Annotated in this window: 16 protein-coding genes; 11 read left to right on the top strand and 5 right to left on the bottom strand. The window is 70.8% G+C overall.

Translation table 11 applies throughout. From position 1 onward, the window contains the following. Window positions 1-25 precede the first annotated feature (25 nt). The 3 genes from EEW87_RS04620 (at window position 26) to EEW87_RS04630 (ending at window position 3,454) form a co-directional block, all read left to right on the top strand. Window positions 26-1,492, top strand: coding sequence for a hypothetical protein (locus EEW87_RS04620; RefSeq protein ID WP_123091885.1), 1,467 nt, complete (start codon window positions 26-28; stop codon window positions 1,490-1,492). Window positions 1,493-1,604: 112 nt separating this feature from the next. Continuing rightward, a complete protein-coding gene (locus tag EEW87_RS04625; RefSeq protein WP_123091886.1) occupies window positions 1,605-2,186 on the top strand; it encodes a DUF3000 domain-containing protein in 582 nt (193 codons plus the stop codon). Further along, window positions 2,183-3,454, top strand: a complete 1,272-nt coding sequence (locus EEW87_RS04630) for a ribonuclease D (protein WP_123091887.1) — start codon at window positions 2,183-2,185, stop codon at window positions 3,452-3,454. The genes EEW87_RS04625 and EEW87_RS04630 overlap by 4 nt, the downstream gene beginning before the upstream one ends. Before the next feature lie 162 nt (window positions 3,455-3,616). On the opposite strand, the gene EEW87_RS04635 is transcribed toward EEW87_RS04630, so the two are convergent. The 3 genes from EEW87_RS04635 to EEW87_RS04645 all read right to left on the bottom strand — a co-directional run bounded on the left by EEW87_RS04635 (window position 3,617) and on the right by EEW87_RS04645 (window position 7,490). Beyond that, entirely contained in the window at window positions 3,617-4,516 is a 900-nt protein-coding gene (locus tag EEW87_RS04635; protein WP_318825905.1) for an alpha/beta fold hydrolase, read from the bottom strand. A gap of 1,895 nt (window positions 4,517-6,411) precedes the next feature. Next, window positions 6,412-7,014, bottom strand: coding sequence for an Nmad2 family putative nucleotide modification protein (locus EEW87_RS04640; protein WP_123091890.1), 603 nt, complete (start codon window positions 7,012-7,014; stop codon window positions 6,412-6,414). A gap of 2 nt (window positions 7,015-7,016) precedes the next feature. Continuing rightward, the gene (locus EEW87_RS04645) at window positions 7,017-7,490 is read right to left on the bottom strand and encodes a TIR domain-containing protein (RefSeq protein WP_123091891.1); all 474 of its coding nucleotides are present in this window, start codon (window positions 7,488-7,490) and stop codon (window positions 7,017-7,019) included. Between the two features lie 102 nt (window positions 7,491-7,592). On the opposite strand from EEW87_RS04645, the gene EEW87_RS04650 reads away from it, so the two are divergent. Genes EEW87_RS04650 through EEW87_RS04665 form a run of 4 tightly spaced genes read left to right on the top strand, consistent with a single transcriptional unit; the run spans window position 7,593 to window position 12,002 of the window. Beyond that, entirely contained in the window at window positions 7,593-8,807 is a 1,215-nt protein-coding gene (locus tag EEW87_RS04650; RefSeq protein ID WP_205473770.1) for a toll/interleukin-1 receptor domain-containing protein, read from the top strand. Beyond that, on the top strand, window positions 8,797-9,639 hold the full coding sequence (locus EEW87_RS04655; protein WP_123091892.1) for a hypothetical protein: 843 nt from the start codon (window positions 8,797-8,799) through the stop codon (window positions 9,637-9,639). Before EEW87_RS04650 ends, EEW87_RS04655 begins: the two co-directional genes overlap by 11 nt. A gap of 56 nt (window positions 9,640-9,695) precedes the next feature. Then, window positions 9,696-10,655: a nucleotide kinase domain-containing protein gene (locus tag EEW87_RS04660; protein ID WP_205473771.1), complete on the top strand. Its 960-nt coding sequence runs from the start codon at window positions 9,696-9,698 to the stop codon at window positions 10,653-10,655. Window positions 10,656-10,700: 45 nt separating this feature from the next. After that, a complete protein-coding gene (locus tag EEW87_RS04665) occupies window positions 10,701-12,002 on the top strand; it encodes a hypothetical protein (RefSeq protein ID WP_123091894.1) in 1,302 nt (433 codons plus the stop codon). 799 nt (window positions 12,003-12,801) lie between these two features. Here EEW87_RS04665 and EEW87_RS04670 read toward each other — a convergent pair. Then, window positions 12,802-13,002, bottom strand: coding sequence for a hypothetical protein (locus EEW87_RS04670; protein WP_123091895.1), 201 nt, complete (start codon window positions 13,000-13,002; stop codon window positions 12,802-12,804). 266 nt (window positions 13,003-13,268) lie between these two features. On the opposite strand from EEW87_RS04670, the gene EEW87_RS04675 reads away from it, so the two are divergent. Together EEW87_RS04675 and EEW87_RS04680 are read left to right on the top strand one after the other, a co-directional pair. Then, complete coding sequence (locus tag EEW87_RS04675; protein WP_123091995.1) at window positions 13,269-14,492, top strand: thiolase family protein; 1,224 nt, start codon at window positions 13,269-13,271, stop codon at window positions 14,490-14,492. A 3-nt stretch (window positions 14,493-14,495) separates the two neighbouring features. Then, complete coding sequence (locus EEW87_RS04680; RefSeq protein ID WP_123091896.1) at window positions 14,496-16,613, top strand: 3-hydroxyacyl-CoA dehydrogenase NAD-binding domain-containing protein; 2,118 nt, start codon at window positions 14,496-14,498, stop codon at window positions 16,611-16,613. A gap of 115 nt (window positions 16,614-16,728) precedes the next feature. Here EEW87_RS04680 and EEW87_RS04685 read toward each other — a convergent pair whose 3' ends face one another. Further along, a complete protein-coding gene (locus EEW87_RS04685) occupies window positions 16,729-18,576 on the bottom strand; it encodes an ABC transporter ATP-binding protein (RefSeq protein WP_123091897.1) in 1,848 nt (615 codons plus the stop codon). Window positions 18,577-18,725: 149 nt separating this feature from the next. On the opposite strand from EEW87_RS04685, the gene EEW87_RS04690 reads away from it, so the two are divergent. Together EEW87_RS04690 and EEW87_RS04695 are read left to right on the top strand one after the other, a co-directional pair. Then, window positions 18,726-20,588: a Na+/H+ antiporter gene (locus EEW87_RS04690; protein ID WP_123091898.1), complete on the top strand. Its 1,863-nt coding sequence runs from the start codon at window positions 18,726-18,728 to the stop codon at window positions 20,586-20,588. A gap of 13 nt (window positions 20,589-20,601) precedes the next feature. Next, the gene (locus tag EEW87_RS04695; protein ID WP_123091899.1) at window positions 20,602-22,335 is read left to right on the top strand and encodes an NAD(P)/FAD-dependent oxidoreductase; all 1,734 of its coding nucleotides are present in this window, start codon (window positions 20,602-20,604) and stop codon (window positions 22,333-22,335) included. Window positions 22,336-22,337 lie beyond the last annotated feature (2 nt).

The raw sequence follows: 22,337 nt of genomic DNA on the forward strand, positions 1-22,337 counted from the left end.
AGGCCCGGCAGGAGAGGATCGGCAGGTGAGCACTCGCACCGGACCCAGCCGGAAGCCGGATCAGCGGTGGTTCGTCGAGGTCGCACGCCGGCCGAGCCTCGGGGTCGAGGTGACCAGCGGGCGAGCGTGGGTCGGCGTGGACCAGCAGGTCGGTCACGGGTCGGCCGACGCGCTGTACGCGCTGACCGACGAGCAGTACCGCACGGGGCTGGCCGAGCCCGACGCGCTGCGGCCCTTCCTGGGCGAGTGCTGGTCCGGTCATCACCCGGACCGGCTGCTCTTCAGCCCGTCGGGCGGTCGCTGGCGTCCCGAGCGCTGGTCGCCGTGGGCCGAGCGGACCGTGCCGCCCCGGGTCGCCGGAGAGATCTGGTGCCATCTCGACGCGCTGGGCGCGGCGGTCGACGACGACGCCGTCACCCGGTCGCGTGCCCTGGCCGGCGGCACGGCCCGGGCCGTCGAGCGCGACGGCGTGCACGTCGGGGTCGAGCTCGACCTGACCGGTGGGGCCGCACATCCGCGAGCGGGAGCGCTGGTCGTCGGTCTGGACGCCGGCACCGATCGCGCGCGGGTGGCCGCGATCCTCGGCGACCCGGTCGACGAGGGGCCCGACGTCCATCGTCTCGAGGGCGATCGGCTGACCGCACGCTACGACGACGCCGGCGGCCTCGTCGGCCTGAGGCTCTCCCGTCCGGCTCCGCCCACGGCACCCGTCGGGGCCATCGGGACCATGCTCCATGCGCTCGGCCAGGACGAGGGCAGCGCGCCGCTCGGGGCGTTGATCGCCCTGCTCGGCGAGCCGCGTCGTCGGTGGACCGACTCGCTGCTGGGGTCGCGGCGCATGATCGAGCTCGCCGGTGGGGTCCAGGTGCTGCTCGACGACCGACGCGTGACCGAGGTCCGCACGCCCGCGCTGCACCCCGACGAGGGCCGACCCGCCCTGCTGCCCGGTCTGACCCGACCGCCGTCCCGGGGCGAGGTGGCCGACGCCCTGGGGCACCCGGTGATGACCACCGCGGACCTGGACCTCTTCCGGTCCCCGGTCGGTGACGTGGTGGTCGGCTACGGCGCCCTCGGCACCGCGGTCGCCCCGAGATCGGTCTCGGTCCGGGCTCGGGGCGGTCACGCGGTCCCCGACCGCCGGTGGCGGGTGAGCGGCGACCTGGTGACCTTCCTCGACACCCTCGGCCGCGGCCGTGACCACCCTCTGGTCGACCGGGTGCGCGCGCTGCCCGGGGTGCGCGTCGGGTTCCGGGCCAACCGGGTCGACGAGATCGAGCTGGGCGGGCGCCATGGCGAGCACCGGTTCGCCGCGGCTGTCGACGGTCTGCCGCCGCAGCCGACGCGGGCAGACCTGCGCGCCCTGCGCCAGGGACTTGCGCCGGCGCGCTCCGATCCTCAGCGGGTCGAGCAGCGACCCGTGGACGGCGGGGTGTGGACCGTCCGCTACGACGACGCCGACCGGGTGACCAGCATGGTCGTCAGCCGGGACTGATCGGCCCGGCGTGGGAAGGCCGAGGACGAGGGTCATCCCGCGAGGCCAGGCGAAGGGGGAGCCCCCGGCGTGGCAACTCCCGCGGGGTCATCGACCGACCTACCCTCGCGACGTGGCCACCCGACCGACCTCCGCGCAGGGCGCGGACGATTTCGAGCACGCTCTCAGCGCGCTGCACGCGGCGAGCGTGCGGCCCGAGGTGCGGCTCACCGAGGTCCCCGCACCCACCCGGATCGCCCCGCACGCCGTGGCGATGACCGGAGACGTGCTCGACGCGAACGGCGAGGACGAGCTCGCCACCGGACGCTTCGTGCTGCTGCACGACCCCTCCGAGCCCGAGCCGTGGGGCGGTCCGTGGCGGGTCGTCACCTACGCGCGCGCCGAGCTCGAGCCCGAGGTCGCGACCGACCCGGTGCTCGGCGAGGTGGGCTGGTCCTGGCTCGTCGACGCCCTGGAGGAGCGTGGTGTCGAGCTCGTCGCCGAGGCCGGCACGGTGACGCGCGTCGTCTCGGAGTCCTACGGCGACCTCGAGGACCGCTCGGTGAGCGTCGAGATGGAGATCCGCGCGTCGTGGAGCCCGCAGGACGCCCAGGTCGGGGCGCACCTCGAGGCGTGGGTCGACCTGCTGTGCACGATCGGCGGGCTGCCCCCGCTGCCCGACGGCGTCGTCGCCCTGCCGGGGAGGCGCCGATGAGCACCGCCGGAGGCGGACCGGACGAGAGCGGTCCCTCCGAGGTCCGTGACCTCGAGGAGGCCGCCGAGCAGCCCACCCCTGCTCCTCTGCCCGTGCTGTCCGAGCCGGCCGAGGGCGTGCCCGACGTCGTGACGACCGAGCGCGGTCTGCTCGAGTGCGCCGAGGCGATCGCCCGCGGCAGCGGCCCCGTGGCCCTCGACGCCGAGCGGGCCTCGGGCTACCGCTACGGCCAGCGCGCCTACCTCGTGCAGGTGCGCCGCGACGACGCCGGCACCTGGCTGCTCGACCCGATGGCCGTGCCCGACCTCTCTCCGCTCGACCGCGCGATCGGCAGCGGCGAGTGGCTGCTGCACGCCGCGACCCAGGACCTCGCCTGCCTCGCCGAGGTCGGCCTGCGGCCGCGCCAGCTCTTCGACACCGAGCTCGCCGCCCGTCTGCTCGGGCTGCCCCGCGTCGGCCTGGCCGCCGTCGTCGAGCACTACCTCGGGCTGAGCCTGGCCAAGGAGCACTCGGCGGTCGACTGGTCGACCCGCCCGCTGCCCGAGCCGTGGCTGCGCTACGCGGCGCTCGACGTCGAGGTGCTCGGCGAGGTGCGCAACCTCATGGGCATCGACCTCGCCGTGCAGGGCAAGGCCGAGTGGGCGCGCCAGGAGTTCGAGGCGCTGCTCACCTGGCAGCCGGCCGTCAAGGACGACCCGTGGCGGCGCACCTCGGGGATGCACAAGATCCGCAAGCCGCGCGTCCTCGCGACCGTGCGCGAGCTCTGGTACGCCCGCGACGCCATCGCCCAGGAGCGCGACATCTCCCCCGGCCGGGTCGTCCCGGACGCGGCGCTCGTCGCCATCGCCATGGAGTCCCCGACGACAGCGGCCGACCTGCCGACCTCGCCGCGCAGCGTGCCGCGCTACGGCCGGCACTGGCTCGCCGCGGTCGAGCGGGCCGCGGCGCTGCCCGACTCCGAGCTGCCCCCGGTGTCCGTGCGCACCGACGCCCCGCCGCCGCAGCGCAGCTGGCCCGACCGCAACCCCGTCGCCGCGGCCCGGCTCGCGACGACCCGCGAGATGCTCACGGCCTTCGCCGAGGCGCACACGATCCCGGTCGAGAACGTCTGCGCGCCCGACCCGCTGCGTCGCGTCGTGTGGACGCCACCGGAGCAGACCGACGCCGCCGGCTTCGAGGCGGCGCTCGCCGCGCACGGCGTGCGGCCCTGGCAGCGAGAGGTCGTCGCCCCGATGCTGGCGGCAGCCTTCGAGGAGCACACGGGCTGACCCCGCTCGGCCGCCGCTCGTCCCCCTTCGCTCCCGCTCTGACGCGCGCTACGACGCAGTAGTGGTCGTGGTCGCGACCAGTACTGCGTCGTAGCGCGCGTCGAAGGGGGCACCACCGCCAGTCGGCGGCGAAGGGAGAACCGCCACCGGCGACGGGGCGCGTCAGCGGGCGCGGGCGGCCAGGTCCGCGAGGAGGTCGGTGACCTCGCCGGGAGCCTCCTCGGCCATGTGATGGCCCGACCCGACGACGACCTCGACGACGTCGTCGGCCCAGTCCTGCCAGATCCGCATCGGCTCGCTGTAGAGCTCGGCGAGGTCGTCCTCGCGGCTGCGGGCGAAGGTCGTCGGCATGCGCAGCCGCCTCCCCGCGGCCCGGTCGGCCTCCTCGTCCGCGCGGTCGACGCCCAGCCCCGCGCGGTAGTCCTCGAGCATCGCCCGCACGACATGCGGTCGCACGAGCGCCTCCTCGAGCTCGGCGAGCGCCACGGCGCCCATGTGCTGCGGGGACGGCGCGTACCAGGCGAGCGGGTCGGCGAGGATCGCGCGCTCGGGCTTGTCGGGCATCGCGAAGAAGAACCAGTGCGGCCACGCGGCGGTGAAGCGTGCGTCGCACCGCGCCAGCGCCTCGCTGATCGGCACCCCGTCGAGCACCCCGAGGGCGGTGACGCGGTCGGGGTGGTCGAGGGCCAGCCGCAGCGCGACGTAGCAGCCGCGGTCGTGCCCGGCGAGCACGACGCGAGGCACGTCGAGGACGTCGAGCAGCCGCACGAGGTCGCCCGCGACGGCGCGCTTGGACTGCTGGCTGTGGTCGGGCCGAGGCTCGGGGGCGCTCGACGCGCCGTAGCCGCGCATGTCGGGGACGACGACGTCGTGCCCGCGCTCGACGAGCCGGCGGGCCACCTCGTGCCACGTCGCGCCGGTACGCGGGTGCCCGTGGACGAGGAGCACCGGCGTGCGGGCGGGGTCGGTGATCCGGTGACGTACCCGCAGGGAGGTTGCCGGCGACGTTGTGGACGTCCCCGGCGTCGTCGACCCAACCCACGCACTGCAGACAGATCTCACCGGGGCGCAGCTGCCCCGGCGGGCCCGCGGGTCGGTCTGGGGTGGGGTCAGTCCCTCGGGGTGCCGGACGGTCTGCCCGCTACCCCCTCGGGCGGCGCTCAGGCCTCGGGGCGTAAGTCGGCCCGTGCCGCCCTCGGTCTGCCCGCCGTCAGACGGTCCAGCTGAGACCAACAAGGCCCCCGTGACGGCGGCGGCTCCGCTGCCCCGAAGGCATCTGGCTCGGCCAGGAGCCGCCTCGGGCCCTCACGGGCCTTAGAGGGCCGCGACCCGTATGCGTCTTGTTTTACTGTAACATTTCGGTTGTTTTCTTAAGCGCCGACAATAGGCGGCCCAAGATGAAACAGACGCTAAGGTATACAAGGCCGCAGACCAATGACACAAGGCCTGGTTCCCACCCAACAATAAAGGAAACGCACCTACTAGGCAGCGGGGGGCCGCGTAGGAGGCCCCCCGCCCTGCCCTTCGGGCCAGCCGTGGCTACGCGGGCTGCGTAGTGACCCGTGAGGGCACACCCTCCGAGAACCGCACACGTAACGGGAAAGCCAACGGCAGCGATACGGACATCACCACGACTGAGGTAGCCCCCCCCCCACGACGACCGCCACTCCAAAAGCGGCGATCGTCGGGGCGGTAAGATTGCTACTTCTCAATGCAGGACGGCCTTGCGATGTCAGGGTTGGCGTCAAGATCTACCTCCGCGTTGGGAAAAATCGGAGCCAACTTTCCAAATCCCTTATCGTTGAAACGATAACAGCACCCGAACTTGTACGCATTCGAGTCCTGCGAGTTCGTAGCCGACCCCCACAACGACTCTGTGCTGGACGCCTAGTCAAACTCACCAGTTGCGCTAATCCAGCCATCTTTCCGAGCAGTGTAAAAGAAGTTTCAGCTGATTGCAGGCGCCCCAGAGCACAGTGGTAGCGCCACGCTAGAACTGCCGTTGCTGCACGACAGTGACGTGGTGGGATTAACACTACTGTGAGTCAGTTTGATGCCCGAGGTGCCCGTGTTCTTCGACTCAATTATCTTGAGGTTCGAGTCGTATCCATGGGATGCTTTTACCTGCCTGTCGGTCCACCCGTTCAGCCAGTCCGGGGCCTGCGACTTATCCCAACTCGACCCCACCCTGTTAGGAGCGGATGGGCAGCCTGTGCTGGAGCATTCGTGTCAGGAGCTCGGCCATGGTGTGACCGTGCCCGGCGGCCTCCTCGAGCAGGATGCCCGCAGCGGCTCCCTGACCAGCCCAGTACGCCCGGTCGCGGCCACCGCGACCACGTCATCGCGGTAGCCCCTCGCCAGGGTAACCCCGACCAAAGAGGATCAGCCGGTGCACCATGAGCGTCCTACCCGCGCCGTCAGCAGCACGAGCAGGGGGCAGCACCTCCGCCACGACGTCCAGGGCCTCGCCCACCGCCTCACGCAACGGCTCGGGGATCTCACCCCCACGCAGCGGCCACACCTGCGCCACGATCGCGTCCCGGGTCTCCACATCGGCCAGGCCCACCATCGCCGCCTCCGGCACGTCCGGGAAGGTCCGCCACAAGCCCGCTCGCGGGGTCGAGGATCGTCGCCCATGCCTGGGCGCATTGCCGGGCGTCTATAGGCTCCGCGGCGCTCAGAGCATCCGCCAGGCCCTCCGGGGCGCTCCCGGGCGCCATCGCCCACTCCAAGGACTCCCGCGACACCGTGCGCGAGATCCGATAGCGGAAGGGACGTTCGGACCGTGGGCCCCGCCGTGTTCCGGCGAGGCGGCCTGGAGTCACAAACTCCGATCAAGCAGTAGACCGAGCCCGTCAGCACCATCGAACACGGCGGTCAATACTTGTCGCCTTCGACGACCGACCCGGCTCGAGACTAAATGCAGCAGACTCGGTGCCCACTGGTCATCTCGGAGTTCACCAGTCAGCAGGCCGGCCGAGTAGACCTTTGTCCAATTCGTCGAACCACTTGACAGCAGATTCGACTAGCGGCTTTGGGAAGCGGCACCGATGCCCCTGGCGTTCATGAACAAGGTCCACCCCGAAGTCGTTACGCAGGCTCGCGGGGACGACCGGTCCGTTCCCGCCGAAGTATGAGAAGTTGCGTGATACGAGTACGGCGTCGACGGAGGTGTCGACTTCTATGTGGCCCGGGTTCGGAAGGCCACCCGCGAGGCTGTGGCGGGAGTCGGCTTGAAGCCAAGTGCCGTCATCGGCGTGACGGTAGATGTTGTCGCCATACGCACGTTTGACGGCACCGCCGTCGGTGGGGATCTTGCGAGCGAACCGCGGGTCCTCCCAGTACTTATCGAAGGTAAGCACCTCCTCGACCTGCATTGCGTAGACCAAGTGGCCGGCGAGGCCCTTCTGCGAGGAACCGGTGCCGACGATCCAGTCACCGACTGCGGCCGCGCCGCGGATCTGGGGCTTGCACGTGGCGATCGTGCAGAAGCCCTCGAAGGGGTTCGGCGCGAACCCGAAGTCGTAGCGCACGATGTAGCTGAAAACACGTGCGGCCATGGTCAGCAGCTCAGACGCTTGATGCTCCGCGGCGGCACCTGCGTGCCGTCAGGACCCTGCCAGTTGTCGGCCCCTTCCAACGCGGCGACGATGGCAGGGCCGTCCCACGGCACGACCGCGTCGGCGAACTCGTCGAGCTCGGCCGGCATGTCGACACCAGTGGCCCCGGGCGCCCAGACACCGATGATGCGCTTGTCGGGGAAGCGGTTCGCGTGGGCGATCTCCCAGCTAACCCACTCGTGGTGCTTCGTCTCGGGCGAGATTACGACAATCATCTTTCCTGCCCACTGGATTCGATCGGCCAGAATCTCCTTGATGTAGCTCTCGGCCTTTGCCCGGTTGGGAGTCGTGGTGGTCACCGACGAGTCGCGAACCTCGGAACCGTGGCGCCGGAGCAGATCTTTGAGCTGACTCACCAGAGCATCGTCCTCATGACGGTGGCTGATGAACACGTTGTGGTTGTGGGTACCGGGCATGGTCCGCCTCCTCTAGGCCGAGAGTAGGGCGTGGCGCCGACATCGCACCGACATTGGGCGCATCAGGCGCGAAAGTGGGCGGTACCGCCTAGTCTCGTTGTCGTGCCTGCACCCCCGATCCTGGACGTCTTCGTTGTCTGGCACCCGGACGACGAGGTCGGCGCCACCGTGTTCGAGCGGGTCCTCTCGCACTTTCATTCCCAGGGATACTCCGGCCTTGCGGGTGGTGCGGTCGAGGTCTACGCGCGTAGCGCCAGCTGGACCGCAGCTGGAGGGCCGCCGCGTCCGCTCCTCCTGCCGGGCGCTGGTCCGGGTGCGCCAAAGCCCGCCCAGTTCGTCGCGATCGTGCCAGTTCTGGGCGCGGCTCTGAGGAACGCGGTCGAGCGGGATGAAGGGTGGGCTAACTACCTACGCACTGCGGCCGACGGCGGCAGCGGCGCTGCGGTGGTGGTGCTCCCGGTCACGGTGCCCGGCGTCAACCTGGCGGACTCCTTGCTCGCGTCAGTCATCGGCGGCATTCAGCGGTTGCCAAGAGACGCTCTGGGCGCTGCGGGGCTGCTCGAACGCGAGATCGCCCAGGCCATCGCGCAGAAGGCTGGCGGGCTGACATCTCCGGTGCGCGTCTTCATCAGCCACGCCAAGCACTTCTCAGGCAAGGAGGCTTCGCTCGAGGGTGACCCGCTATACGAGCGCGTCCGCTCGGCGATTGCCGAGAGCCATCTCGGCGAGTTCTTCGACGCCCACGACCTGCTCCCAGGCAACGAGTGGGCCACCGACCTCGAGGCGAACGCCGGCGGGTCAGCGATGCTAATGGTGCGCACCGACCGCTACGCGTCTCGTGAGTGGACCCAACGGGAGGTGAGGGCAGCCAAGCAGCACGATGTTCCGATCGTGGGCTTGATCGCACTTGCCGAGGGCGAGGCACGCGGATCCTTCCTGATGGACCACGTCCCCACCGTGCCGTTGCGCCACGACGCTGTCGTCGAGTCGATCTCACAGGCGCTGGACCGACTCGTCGACGAAGTGCTCAAGCGGGTGCTGTGGGCGGCGCAGTCCACCTACATCGGGGACGAGGGGTTCGATTGGACCCCGGTGCACGCTCCGGAGCCGGTGACCGCGGTGGAATGGCTTACACAGCACCGGAACGATTTCCCGGATGACGACCATGTCCTGATCATCCATCCCGACCCACCGCTCGGCACCGCCGAGCGAGCGGTGATCGACGACTTATGCACGTTGGCCGGTTTCGACACGCGGATCGACATCCTCACCCCGCGGACATTCGCCGCACGAGGAGGTGTGCTCCATGAAGGGTGATCCGCAGCTGGTGCCTCGCGACGCGCTTGCGGGGCAAAAAATCGTGATCTCGGTGTCGGAAAGTGCCGACCTGCAACGGCTCGGGCTCAGCGAACGTCATTTGGAGCTGACCATCGCCGAGCTCAGCCGAGCAATCGCGATCGCCGGCGGCGTCGTTATTTATGCAGGCGGCATCAACGTCGGCTTCACGACAGTAGTGCTCGAGCAGGCCGAGCGGTACGGTCACGCGACTGGCTCCTTCGAGCACGTCATTCCCTACAGTGAGCACGCCACCCGGCCCGTGAGCCAGCTGACGGACTACACCGCGTCGCTAGGGGTGAAGTCCACCGTGAAGCTACTCGACATCGACGGCGTACCGGCACCGGTGCGCCACGGCGGTGTCGACGTCCTCGATGTCAATGCGCCCGACCAGCAGCAGGCGCTAAGCGCGATGCGCCGCTACACGTCCGAGATCGCGACAGCTCGCGTAGTCGTGGGCGGGAAGGTTTCCGGCTTCGCTGGTGAGATGCCTGGCGTCGCCGAGGAAGCCGCCGCCACGCTCCGCGCGGCGAAGCCCTTGTACGTCGCGGGTGGCTTCGGCGGCGCGGCCACCTTGGTCGGGTCGATCATCGCTCCGGAGCTGTACGACTGGCTGCCGTCCGAACTCCCCGTGGATGTCCAGGACCGTGTCCGAGATCTGGTCGCGTCTGCGCTCGACGTGCGCCTTCCACCCGACGGGCTCTCCGACCCAGAACGCGCGCTTCTCGCCGAGACACATCGGCCGTCCGACATTGCTACCCTCGTGGTGCTCGGTCTTGCCCGCCATCTGGATAGCAGCTCGGGAGACGAGTGATGGTGTTGTGTCCATGGTCCGGCTCGGTCGCCGGGCAGCAAGTCACCGGCTCCGACGTGCTCGCGAGCTACTGGACCCTCGCCGCCGAGCGCCAGCGCGTTTACCACGCGCGCCTGGCGGGGCTGCCCGCTCCGTGGACCGACGACGAGGTCGTCTCTCGGTACCGCTTCACCAACGCGTACCGCGCGGCCGACCGGGTGTCCCAAGACTTGATCCGCGTGATCTACGACGGGCCGCAGGGTCCTGATGACCTATTGCTACGAGTCCTGCTCTACCGGTTCTTCAACAAGCCTGAGACATGGGATGTCATCGAGTCCACTTTCGGCACGGTCACGGCCGTCGACTTCAATCCCCACCTCTGTGGCGACGTGTTGGACCATGCGATGGCGAGCGGTCAAAAGATTTACTCGGCCGCCTACATCGTCCCGCCCCCACCTTTCGGACACGCAAGAAAGCATCGAAACCACCTTGCGCTGGTCGATTCGATGATGGAGAGCGGGCTCAGCCACGCGCTGCAGCAGGCAGCCGGTCTGAAGGACGTGTTCAAGCTTCTGTCCTCCTTCCCCTCCATCGGGCCGTTCCTCGCATTTCAGCTCACCATCGATCTCAACTACTCGACATTGGTAGATTTCGACGAGGACGACTTCGTCGTCGCTGGGCCGGGCGCGTTGAGCGGTCTGGCCAAGTGTTTTCCCCACGCGCGGGGCATCCCTGCCGCCGACCTGATCCGGTGGATGGTCGATACCCAAGAAGAGCAGCTCGCGCACTACGGCATCGACTTCGACAACTTGTTCGGTCGACGCCTGAAACTCATCGATTGTCAAAACCTATTCTGCGAGACCGACAAGTACGCGCGCGTCGCTCATCCCGAGGTCGCTGGTCGCGGCAACCGCACCAGGATCAAGCAGCAGTTCACGGCCAACGGACCGCTGGAGGCACCGCGCTTCCCCCCCAAGTGGGGGCTGCATCCGGCATGCTCCATCGTGGGTGCCCTAGCACCCTCGCTCAGTCGCTGACGCGACAGCGGCATCGAACGACCTTCCCAGCGCCGAGGACTGCCCGTGGACTTCGACGACTATCAGCGTGAGACGGTACGGCTGGCCGGTCCGAGCAGCACGGCTCACGAGCTTGTGCCAGTGCTCGGCCTCGGTGCCCATGTGGGGGCGCTACAGCTGGCTCACCAGCGCAACCTAAGCGAGTCGCTGGTTGCTGACACTAGTCAGGAGATCATCGCTCGCGAGCTCGGCATGGTGCTGCGGTGGTCTGCGATGCTGGCCCACCTCCACGGGCTCGCCTACAGCGCCATCGCGTCGGCCAACGTAGCCAAGATCGACCGGCGTGCTCGCGACCTCGGCTTTCCCGGCATTTCGTCCGTGCCGAGTCAGGACGTGCCGCTGGACATCTCGGCCTACGCCACCCTTGCCGCGGAAACCGACCAGGAGATCACGGCAGGTGTGGATCCGCTGAGCCTCAGCATCCCCATCCTGGGCTTGGCCGGCGAGGTCGGTCCGCTGCTCGTGGCGGAGAAGAAAAAGTATCGTCGGGATGGCGTGGTCGACGACTGGCCCAGCTTCGTTAGCGTTGAGCTCGGCGACGTGCTCTGGTACGCCACCGCCGTCGCCCGACATGCCGGCCTGGCGCTCGAAGACGTCGCGATGAACGATCTCGCGCGTGCCCAGAGGTCATCCGTCCTCAGCACCGACGACAGCGCCTCGAGAACCGCTTTCGACGAAGGCTTCGTACTGACAGAACGCTTCCCCCGCCAACTGCACCTGCAATTCAAAGAACGCACTGAAGGAGGCCGGGCCAAGGTGGCGATGACCTTGCTGAGCGTGACTCCGAACGCGTTCCCGGATGGCCCGATCCCCCGCGGTGAGGACAAGGTGCAGGGCTTTGCAGTCGGGGCATCTCTCGGCGACGAAGTAACCGACAACTCACGCCGGGTAGACGCCTACCGGTACCACGACGCCATCCACCTCGGGTTCCTAGCGGTGCTCGGCTGGTCTCCGAATCTGCGAGCACTGCTTAAACTGAAGCGGAAGAGCAACCGCGATACCGACGAGACGCAGGACGGCGCGCGCGCCATCTTCGCGGAGGAAGGCATCGCTGCCATCCTCGCAAAACAGGCAACCACCAGCCGACACTTCGAGGCAGTTAGCCTGGTCCCCGAAGAGTTGCTCGACCTTATCTCGCTGGTGGTGGAGGACCTCGAGGTGAGTGTCCTGCCTTACCGTATGTGGCGAGAGGCGATCAGCCAGGGCTTCACGGTGATGCGGCAGTTGAACGACGCTCGCGGTGGGTACGTCCTGGCCGATCTCGACGCCCGGACATTGCAGTATTCGAAGTTCCCGTTCTCGGGCTGAGCTGCTCGCAGCAAGTCCGGACCGACCGACACGAGGAGCGATCTTCGCCTACTACACAGCTGCGCGAGCAGGCGGGCGGGTGTGACGAAATGTGCTGCTCGCTTTGGGCTTTCACACGCAGCGGTGACACCCTCCGCCAGCCACGACATATTCCTCAACCACAGCATCAAGGACGAGATTCTCGTGCTTGGACTGCGGAACGGGCTGACGAACATGGGGCTGACCGTGTACGTCGGCTGGCTCGAGGACCCCGCTCTTGACCGGACCACGGTCGCACCGACGACTGCCTATCGGTCGTGATCCCGAGCTGGTGAATACGGTGAGCAGCACGACGGAGGCGCAGCAGCGGATTTATGCTCGAGTAGCCAACGCACCGTCCCTCTCCCGGGCAGCGCCCCGGCGGGCCCATGCGTTGGTCTGGAGTGGGGTTCGGTCGTGGGAGTGCCGGACGGTCTGAGGTCGATATGGGGATGGGGTCGGTCGGTGGTCTCGATGCTCTGCCCAAGGTGGGTCAGTGGTCGGCCGCTCCCGCGGAATCCTCCGGGCCCACTCCTAAGATTCGTTAATTAGCGACCCAAGTCTTCAGCTACCCAACCATGACCGATCCGGGAAGTTGTGGCGCCCCGACGTGCAGACCCTGAAATGGGCGCTCTCGGTGGTCGACGAATACGAAGTCGGAGAGAGTATCCACCACTTCCTCGCCCACGTCGGACGTGGTCCAGGTGCACCCGCCCTCGGCGGCATCACCGCCGAGTCCGTACTCCTACCTCTGATCGCCCTGGCCCGTGAAACAGCGCAACTAGACCCACGCGAACCAGTTTACGGAGGGCCTGCCGACGGCTAGCGTCAAGAAAATGCGGCCGCACGCGAAGAACTGCCGTGTCGACCAGGCCTCACCGAGAGCGGTACACGACAAAGCCCGCAGGATGACCAGCACGGCGACCATGCGCGTTCGGGCCCGCTCGTCGACGAAGCCCTCGAAGATCTCGGTACCGCTCATCCGTCCACCCTGCCGCACCCCCTTCGCCCCGGCGGTCCCCGCGCTCCCCCGTCGTCCCCCATCCCTGTCCACCCACCCGCCCAGACCCCCACCTACCCCGCCGCACTGGTGGTGATCGCCCCACCGACGGGGTGGTAGCCGGGGGTCTCGGCGGGGCGGGGTGGGACAACTCACCCCACCACCCCTCGTGCGGTGAGCGCTCGCTTAGTAGCCTGACGTCACCCCGCCATCCCGGTGGGGACCCCCGAGCGAAAGTGAAGGCCGCCGTGCCCCGCACCCCGCGTGAGGTCGTCTTCGTCGATGGCGTGCGTACGCCCTTCGGCAAGGCCGGTGAGAAGGGCATGTACGCCCAGACCCGTGCCGACGACCTGGTCATCAAGTGCATCCGTGAGCTCCTGCGTCGCAACCCCGACCTGCCGCCGGAGCGCGTCGAGGAGGTCGCCATCGCCGCGACCACCCAGATCGGCGACCAGGGCCTGACCCTCGGCCGGATGGCCGCCCTGCTGTCCGGGCTGCCGAAGACCACCCCCGGCTACAGCGTCGACCGCATGTGCGCGGGCGCGATGACGGCGGTGACCAACGTCGCCGGCGCGATCTCCTTCGGCGCGATCGACGTCGCCGTCGCCGGTGGCGTCGAGCACATGGGCCGTCACCCCATGGGCGAAGGGGTCGACCCCAACCCCCGCGTCGTCGCCGAGAAGCTCGTCGACCCCAGCGCGCTCGTCATGGGCAAGACGGCCGAGAACCTCCACGACCGCTACCCGAGCCTGACCAAGGAGCGCAGCGACGCCTACGCCCTGGGCAGCCAGCGCAAGCTCGCGCAGGCCTACGAGGACGGCAAGATCCAGCCCGACCTCGTCGAGGTCGCGACCCGGCACGCCGAGAAGGGCTGGGGGCTCGCGACGACCGACGAGCCGCCCCGCCCGCAGACCACGCTCGAGGACCTCGCCGGGCTGAAGACCCCCTTCCGCCCCCATGGCAACGTCACCGCCGGCAACGCCGCCGGTCTCAACGACGGCGCGACCGCGTGCCTCATCGCCTCCGAGCAGGCCGCAGCCGAGCTCGGCCTGCCGGTGCGCATGCGTCTCGTCGACTTCGCCTTCGTCGGCGTCGAGCCGGAGGTCATGGGCTACGGCCCGGTCCCCGCGGCCGAGAAGGCCCTGGCCAAGGCCGGTCTGGGCATCGACGACATCGGCCTCTTCGAGCTCAACGAGGCCTTCGCCGTGCAGGTGCTCGCCTTCCTCGAGCACTTCGGCATCGCCGACGACGACGAGCGCGTCAACCGCTACGGCGGGGCCATCGCCACCGGGCACCCCCTCGCGAGCTCCGGCGTGCGTCTCATGACCCAGCTCGCGCGTCAGTTCGAGGAGGACCCGAGCGTGCGCTACGGCATGACCGCGATGTGCATCGGCATCGGCATGGGTGGCGCCGTCATCTGGGAGAACCCCCACCACGCCGACTACGGCTCCGACACGACGAGCGAGGCCTGATCCATGACGACCACCGCAGCCCCGACGACCGCGCACGACGAGGTCGTCACCCACGCCCCCGCCCAGGACGTCACCCTCCCCGGAGGCGCCGGGACGATGGCCCTCATCACTCTCGACAACGGCCTCGACCACACCCGGCCGAGCACCTTCGGCCCCCAGGGCCTCGCCGAGCTCTCGCAGACCGTCGCCGAGGCGCGGCGCCGCGCCGAGGCCGGCGAGATCCAGGCCGTCGGCATCACCGGCAAGCCCTTCGTCTTCGCCGTCGGCGCCGACCTCTCCGGGGTCCCGCACGTCACCTCCCGTGACGAGGCGCGCGAGATCGCCCGAGCCGGCCACGCCGCCTTCGCCGCGGTCATGGACCTGCCGGTGCCGACCTTCGCGTTCGTCAACGGCGCCGCGATGGGCGGCGGCGTCGAGATCGCGCTCGCGTGCGACTACCGCACAGTCTCCGCGGGTGTCCCCGCGATCGCCCTGCCCGAGGTCTTCCTCGGTCTCGTGCCCGGGTGGGGCGGCTGCTACCTGCTGCCCCGCCTCGTCGGGCCCGAGGCGGCCCTCAAGGTCGTCGTCGAGAACCCCCTCAGCCAGAACCGCATGCTCTCCGGCCCGCAGGCCGCGAAGCTCGGCATGGCCGACACGCTCTTCGCCCCCGTCGACTTCCTCGAGGACTCGATCCGCTGGGCCGGCTCGGTCCTGCGGGGCGAGACCACCGTCGAGCGCGCCCCGGTGAGCGAGGACGAAGGGGTGTGGGCCGCGGCCTGCGACGCCGCCCGGGCTCTCGCCGACGCGAAGACCTCGCGCACCTCCCCCGCGCCGTACCGCGCCATCGACCTCGTCCAGGCGGCCCGCACGGCCGGTCGCGACGAGGCTTTCGCCGCCGAGGACGAGGCCCTCTCCGACCTCGTCATGGGCGACGAGCTGCGCGCCGGGCTCTACGCCTTCGACCTCGTGCAGAAGCGCGCGAAGCGTCCCGCCGGCGCCCCGGACAAGGCCCTGGCCCGTCCCGTCGGCAAGGTCGGCATCGTCGGCGCGGGCCTCATGGCCAGCCAGCTCGCGATGCTCGTCATCCGCTCGCTCAAGGTGCCGGTCGTCATGACCGACCTCGACCAGGACCGCGTCGACAAGGGTGTCGGCTACGTCCACGCCGAGATCGAGAAGTCGCTGGCCAAGGGCAAGATCAGCCAGGACAAGGCCAACCAGCTGCGCGGCCTCGTCACCGGCTCGACGAGCAAGGACGGCTTCTCCGACGCCGACCTCGTCATCGAGGCGGTCTTCGAGGAGATCTCCGTCAAGAAGCAGGTGTGGGCCGAGGTCGAGGCCGTCGTGCGCCCCGAGTGCGTGCTCGCCTCGAACACCTCGTCGCTGTCGATCACCGAGATGGCCGCCGACCTCGAGCACCCCGAGCGGGTCGTCGGCTTCCACTTCTTCAACCCCGTCGCCGTCATGCCGCTGCTGGAGATCATCCCCGGCGAGCGCACCGACGACGCGACCCTCGCGACGGCCTTCGCCGCCGGCAAGGGCCTGAAGAAGACGTGCATCCTCGTGGGGGACAGCCCGTCCTTCATCACCAACCGCCTGCTGGGCCGCTTCATGGGCGAGTTCAGCCGGGTCGTCGACGAGGGCACCCCGGTCGAGGTCGCCGAGCGCGGCGTCGCCGGGCTCGCGCCGATGCCCCCCTTCGTCCTGCTCGGGCTCGTCGGCCCGCCGATCGCGCTGCACAACAGCGAGACGCTGCACCGGGCCCTCGGCGACCGCTTCTACGTCTCGCCGAACCTGCAGACCATGGTCGAGATGAAGAAGCCGGGCTACTACCTGTGGCAGGACGGCAAGCCCGTCGCCGACCCGGAGCTGCTCGCCGCCCAGGTCGCGCCGGAGCAGCCCGTCGAGCTCACCGTCGAGCAGGTCCGCGAGCGCGTCCTCGGGGTCATCGCCGAGGAGGTGCGCCTCATGCTCGACGAGGGCGTCGCGCAGGCCCCGATGGACATCGACCTCGCGATGATCACCGGCGCCGGCTTCCAGTTCTGGAACGGCGGGATCACCCCGCTGCTCGACCGCGAGGGCGTGTCCGAGCGCGTCACCGGGCAGCGCTTCCTGCCGCCGGGCGTCGCCTCCGTCCCGGCCTGACCCCGCGCTACGGCGCAGTACTGGTCGTGATGACGACCAGTACTGCGCCGTAGCAGGAGCACGAAGGGGGACCCGCGCACCTCGCGCGGGTCCCCCTTTCGTCGTGCCGTCGGGCCTACCCCGCGACGGGGGCGTCGCCGGTCTGCACCGCCCACAGCGCGGCGTAGAGACCGCCCTGCTCGACGAGCTCGTCGTGGCTGCCGGCCTCGACGACCCGCCCCGAGTCCATGACCCAGATGCGGTCGGCGTGCCGCACGGTGGACAGGCGGTGCGCGACGACGACCGCGGTGCGCCCGCGCGTCGCGGTGCGCAGCGAGCGCTGGATCGCGGCCTCGGTCTCGTTGTCGACCGCGCTCGTCGCCTCGTCGAGCACGAGGATCGAGGGGTCGCGCAGGAGCGCCCGGGCGAGGGCGATGCGCTGGCGCTGGCCGCCCGAGAGCGTCACGCCGCGCTCCCCCACCCACGTGTCGAGCCCCTCGGGCAGCGCGTCGACGACGTCGAGCGCGGCGGCGGCGTCGGCGGCCGCGCGGATCTGCTCACGGGTCGCGTCGGGCCGTCCGTAGGCGATGTTCTCGCCGATCGTCCCGGCGAAGAGGTAGATGTCCTGGGCGACGTAGCCGATGGACCCGCGCAGCGAGTCCCAGTCGAGCTCGCGCACGTCACGGCCGTCGAGGAGCACCCGGCCGGCGCGCGGGTCGTCGAAGCGCAGCAGGTGGCGCAGCACGGTCGACTTGCCCGACCCCGTCGCCCCGACGAGCGCGTGCGTCTGCCCGGCGGGGATGACGAGGTCGATGCCGTGGAGCACGTCGGGGCCGTCGGCGTAGCCCGCCCGCACGCCCTGCAGCTCGATGCGCCCCTCCGCGGGGCCCTCGACCTCCTGCGCACCCGGGCGCACCCCCACCGGCTCCTGCAGCAGCCCGAGCACCCGCACGACCGAGGCCCGCCCGCGCTGGTAGAGGTCGAGCACCTCGGCGACGTCGGTGAGCGGCCACAGCAGGCGCTGGGTCATGAAGACGAGCACCGAGTACAGCCCGACGGCGAGGTCGCCGTCGAGCACCTGCCACCCGCCGACGAGCAGGGTGCAGGTGAAGCCCGCGAGGATCGCCATCCGCACGAGCGGCACGAAGGCGGCCGAGGACCGGATGGCCGTGATGTTCGCCTGGCGGTAGGCGTCCGAGCTCGCGCTGATCCGCTCGGTCTCGCGCGGCTCGGCGGTGAAGGCCTTGATCGTCGCCAGCCCGGCGAGGTTGGCCGAGAGCGCGCCGGAGAGGTCGGCGACGGCCTCGCGGACGCGGGCGTAGAGCGGCTGCAGCCGCCGCTGGAAGACGAGAGCGCCGCCGATGACGAGCGGGATGGGCAGGAAGGCGAGGACGAGCAGCTGCCACGACGCGACCGCGAAGACCGCCCCGACGAGCACGACGTTGAGCGCGGTCTGCAGGATCGAGGGCACGCCGACGTCGAGGAAGCGCTCGAGCTGGTTGATGTCGTCGTTGACGACCGCCAGGGTCGCGCCCTGCGGGCGGCGCTCGTGCCAGCCGAGGTCGAGGCGCTGCGCGTGGTCGTAGGCCTCGACCCGCAGGTCGTGCTCGACGGCCTGCGAGAGCCCGCGGAAGAGCACCGCGGCGAGGTACTCGGTGAGCGACTCGACGACCCAGACGACGACGTTGATCGCCGCCAGCCACGCGAGCTGGCCGTAGCGCGACTCGACGCCGAGCAGCTCGCCGACGAAGGACCGGTCGCCCCGCACGACGACGTCGATCGCGGCGCCGATGAGCAGCTCGGGCACGACGTCGGCGATCTTGTTGAGCGTCGACATGAGCAGCGCGAGGACGAAGCGCCCTCGGTAGGCGCGGTAGCGCTCCCACAGCGCGCGAAGGGGGCGGCTCGGGTCGTCGGCGGGCCGCGGGGCGGCCGTCGGGTCGGCCGCGGTCTGCGGCGGGCGGGTGCTCGTGCTGCTGCTCACGGAGGTGATGCGCTCCCATCGGGGGTCGTCAGGTAAGGGTCACCTTAGGGGGCGGCGCGTGGGCGACCGGCAGCGGTCCGCGGCGACGCGCACGACGCGCACGACGCGGCAGCGGTGCGCTGCGGCCCGGACAGGCCTACCCTCCCCTGGTGGAGACCGCGATCACCCTCGTGCTGCTCGCCGTGACCGTCCTCGCCGGCACCGCGGTGAGCGAGCGGCTCCGGGTGCCGGCACCTCTCTTCCTCGTCCTCGTCGGTGCCCTGGGGTCGCTGCTCCCCTTCGCCCCCACCATCGAGCTGAGCCCCGAGGTCGTGCTGCTCGGCCTGCTGCCGCCGCTGCTCTACTCGGCGGCGCTGCAGACCTCGCTCGTCGACTTCCGCGCCAACCGCGGCGCGATCCTCGCCCTGTCCGTCGGGCTCGTCCTCGCGACGACCGCCGTCGTCGCCGTCGTCGTGCGCCAGCTCGTGCCCGACCTCTCCTGGGCGGCGGCCGTGGCCATCGGCGCCGTCGTGGCCCCGCCCGACGCCGTCGCGGCGACCGCCGTCGCCCGCCGGATCGGCCTGCCCCGCCGGGTCGTGACGATCCTCGAGGGCGAGTCGCTCTTCAACGACGCGACCGCCCTCGTCGCGCTGCGCACCGCCATCGCCGCAACGGCGGGAGGAGTCGCGGTCCTCGACGTCGCCCTCGACTTCGTCATCGCCGCCGGCGGCGGCGCCCTCGTCGGGCTGCTCGCGTTCGTCGTCGTCGCGAAGGTCCGCCGGCGCGTCACCGACCCCCTCCTCGACACGGCGATCTCGCTCGTCACCCCCTTCGCCGCCTACATCTGCGCCGAGGAGATCGAGGCCTCCGGCGTCATCGCCGTCGTCGTCGCCGGGCTGCTCCTCGGCCACAAGGCACCCCTCGTGCAGACCGCCCGCTCCCGGATCACCGAGCAGATGACGTGGGCGAGCATCGCCTTCGTCCTGGAGGGCGCGGTCTTCCTGCTCATCGGCCTCCAGGCGAGCACCCTCGTCGACGAGGTGCGCCGCAGCGACATCGGCGTCGGCCGGGTCGTCCTCGTGTGCCTCGCGGTGCTCGCGACCGTCGTCGTCGTGCGCGTCGCGTGGGTCTTCAGCACCCGGGCGCTGCTCGGCCGCACCCGGCGGGCCGCCGCCCTGCCGCCCCGTCAGGCCCTCCTCGTCGGCTGGGCCGGCATGCGCGGCGTCGTCACCCTCGCGGCCGCCTACGTCATCCCCGACGACACGCCGCACCGCGAGGTCGTGCTCATGATCGCCTTCTCCACGGTGGCCGGCACGCTCTTCGCCCAGGGGCTCACCCTGCCCCTGCTCACCCGTCTGCTCGGCGTGCCGCCGCCCGACCCCGCCTCCGACGCGCTCGCCCGCGCGACGGTCCTGCAGCAGGCCGGCGAGGCCGGTTTCGCCCGGCTCGACGAGCTCGACCCGGCCGAGCTCGGCCCGGAGGAGCACGGGGTCGCCGAGATGGTCCGCACCCGGGTCGAGCAGCGCAGCTTCGCCGCGTGGGAGCGGCTCGGTACGCGTGACGGCGCGCAGAGCCCGGCCGCCCTCTACGCCCGGGTGCGCCAGGAGATGCTCGCCGCCGAGCGGGAGCGGGTGCTCCAGATCCGCAGCGAGGGCGAGATGCCCTCGCAGGTCATCCGCGAGGTCCTCGCGATGCTCGACATCGAGGAGTCGATGGTCGAGGCCGCGCGTCAGGACGAGCCCGCCCCCGCCCCCACCGCCGACACCGTCGCCGCCGGCGCCTCGTGCGACGACCTCGACGCCCATCCCGCGCTCGACGAGGCGACGGCGCAGACCTGCCCGGCGTGCGAGGCCGAGGGCACGACGTGGGTGACCCTGCGGCGCTGCCTCGGGTGCGGCGAGGTCGGCTGCTGCGACTCCTCGCCGCAGCGGCACGCGTCGCGCCACTTCGAGCACACCCAGCACCCCGTCATGCAGTCCGCCGAGCCGGACGAGTCGTGGCGGTGGTGCTTCGTCCACCAGCTGAGCGGCTGAGAGCAGGCACGTCATGAGCGACCCCGCGATCATCGTCATCGCCCCCGAGCACGGCGACGAGCTGCGTACCCAGTTCCGGCGCTACGAGGGCGAGTACACCGTCGTCGTCGCCCCCGACCTCGCCTCCGCGGAGGCGCACGGACGCGCGCTCCAGGACGCCGGCACCCCGGTCGCGCTCTTCGTCACCGAGTCGCTCGTCCCCGGCACCGACATCCACGCCCTGCTCGTCAAGCTCCGCGGTGTCGTGCCGACGGCCCGCCGGGTCGTCCTCTCGCCGTGGGAGCGCTTCCGCGCCGAGGCCCCGGCGCTGCGCCCCGGGCTGGCGAAGGGGGTGTACGACGCCTTCCTCCTCCTGCCGCGCGGGGTGCGCGACGAGGAGTTCCACAGCGCGGTCGGCGAGCTGCTCAACGACTGGAACGCGACCGTCGGCGCGCCGGTCGTCGAGACGGTCTCGATCATCGCCCCGTCGCTCACCGGCGTCGCCCTCGACGTGCGCGGGCTGGTCGAGCGCACGGGTCTGCCCGTCGGGGTGCACACGCCCGACAGCCCCCGGGGGCGCGAGGTGCTCGCCCGCTACGACGGGCCGCCCGGGTGGCCCGTCGTCACCGGCGTCGGGCAGCAGGTCGCCCCGGTGCTCGTCACCTCGGCCCGCGAGGTGGCCGCGATGCTCTACGGCCGTCCCGACGACGTCGACGTCGACGCCGTCGTCGACCTCGTCGTCGTCGGGGCCGGACCGGCCGGTCTGGCCGCCGCGGTCTACGGCTCGAGCGAGGGGCTGGCCACGGTCGTCGTCGAGAGCGAGGTCGTCGGCGGCCAGGCCGGCACGAGCTCGATGATCCGCAACTACCTCGGCTTCCCCCGTGGCATCTCGGGGATGCGCCTGGCCCAGCGCGCGCGGGGCCAGGCGATCCGTTTCGGCACCCGCTTCTTCACCGGGTGGCCGGTCGTCGGCATCGAGGTCGGCGAGGACGGCGCGCCCCACCGCGTGCGCACCGAGGGCGGCGAGATCGCCGCCCGCGCGGTCGTCCTGGCCACCGGCGTCGACTACCGGCGCCTCGGGGTGCCCTCGGTCGAGGCCTTCGTCGGTCGGGGCGTGCACTACGGCGCCGCGATGGCGGTCGCCCGCGAGATGGAGGGGCTCGACGCCTACGTCGTCGGCGGCGGCAACTCCGCCGGGCAGGCCGCGGTCCACCTCGCCCGGTACGCCCGCTCGGTGACCGTCGTCGTCCGACGGCCCGACCTCTCCTCGACGATGTCCTCCTACCTCGTCGGCGAGATCCGGCACAACCCGCGCATCACCGTCCTCGGGCGCACCGAGATCACCGACGCCGGTGCGCAGGACGCCGACGACGCGGCCCGGCTGGAGTGGCTCGAGCTCACCGACTGCGACACCGGGCGGAGCCGGCACGTCCCCGCCGGCGGGCTCTTCCTCCTGCTCGGCGCGCGGACGGCGTGCGACTGGGTGCCCGACGCCCTCGCCCGCGACGAGCGCGGCTTCGTCCTCACCGGTCGCGACGTGCCCCGCGACGCCTGGGTCGACGGCCGCCCGCCGGCCGACCTGTCGACGACGGTGCCGGGCGTCTTCGCGGTCGGGGACATCCGCGCCGGCTCGATGAAGCGGGTCGCCTCCGCCGCCGGCGAAGGGGCGTCCGTCGTCCCCCAGGTGCACCTCCACCTCTCCCCTGAGGCTCCCCCGTCGCCCGGCCCGACAGCCACGGCACCCGCGCCACGCCGGACGTCGACTTGAGT

The sequence above is a fragment of the Janibacter melonis genome, from assembly GCF_003721155.3.
GTDB lineage: Bacteria > Actinomycetota > Actinomycetes > Actinomycetales > Dermatophilaceae > Marihabitans > Marihabitans melonis.

Excerpts from the sequence above, each read along its gene's own strand:
- EEW87_RS04630 (WP_123091887.1), top strand. The coding sequence starts at position 2,183 with ATGAGCACCGCCGGAGGCGGACCGGACGAGAGCGGTCCCTCCGAGGTC.
- EEW87_RS04640 (WP_123091890.1), bottom strand. The coding sequence starts at position 7,014 with ATGGCCGCACGTGTTTTCAGCTACATCGTGCGCTACGACTTCGGGTTC.
- EEW87_RS04645 (WP_123091891.1), bottom strand. The coding sequence starts at position 7,490 with ATGCCCGGTACCCACAACCACAACGTGTTCATCAGCCACCGTCATGAG.
- EEW87_RS04655 (WP_123091892.1), top strand. The coding sequence starts at position 8,797 with ATGAAGGGTGATCCGCAGCTGGTGCCTCGCGACGCGCTTGCGGGGCAA.
- EEW87_RS04670 (WP_123091895.1), bottom strand. The coding sequence starts at position 13,002 with ATGAGCGGTACCGAGATCTTCGAGGGCTTCGTCGACGAGCGGGCCCGA.
- EEW87_RS04680 (WP_123091896.1), top strand. The coding sequence starts at position 14,496 with ATGACGACCACCGCAGCCCCGACGACCGCGCACGACGAGGTCGTCACC.
- EEW87_RS04695 (WP_123091899.1), top strand. The coding sequence starts at position 20,602 with ATGAGCGACCCCGCGATCATCGTCATCGCCCCCGAGCACGGCGACGAG.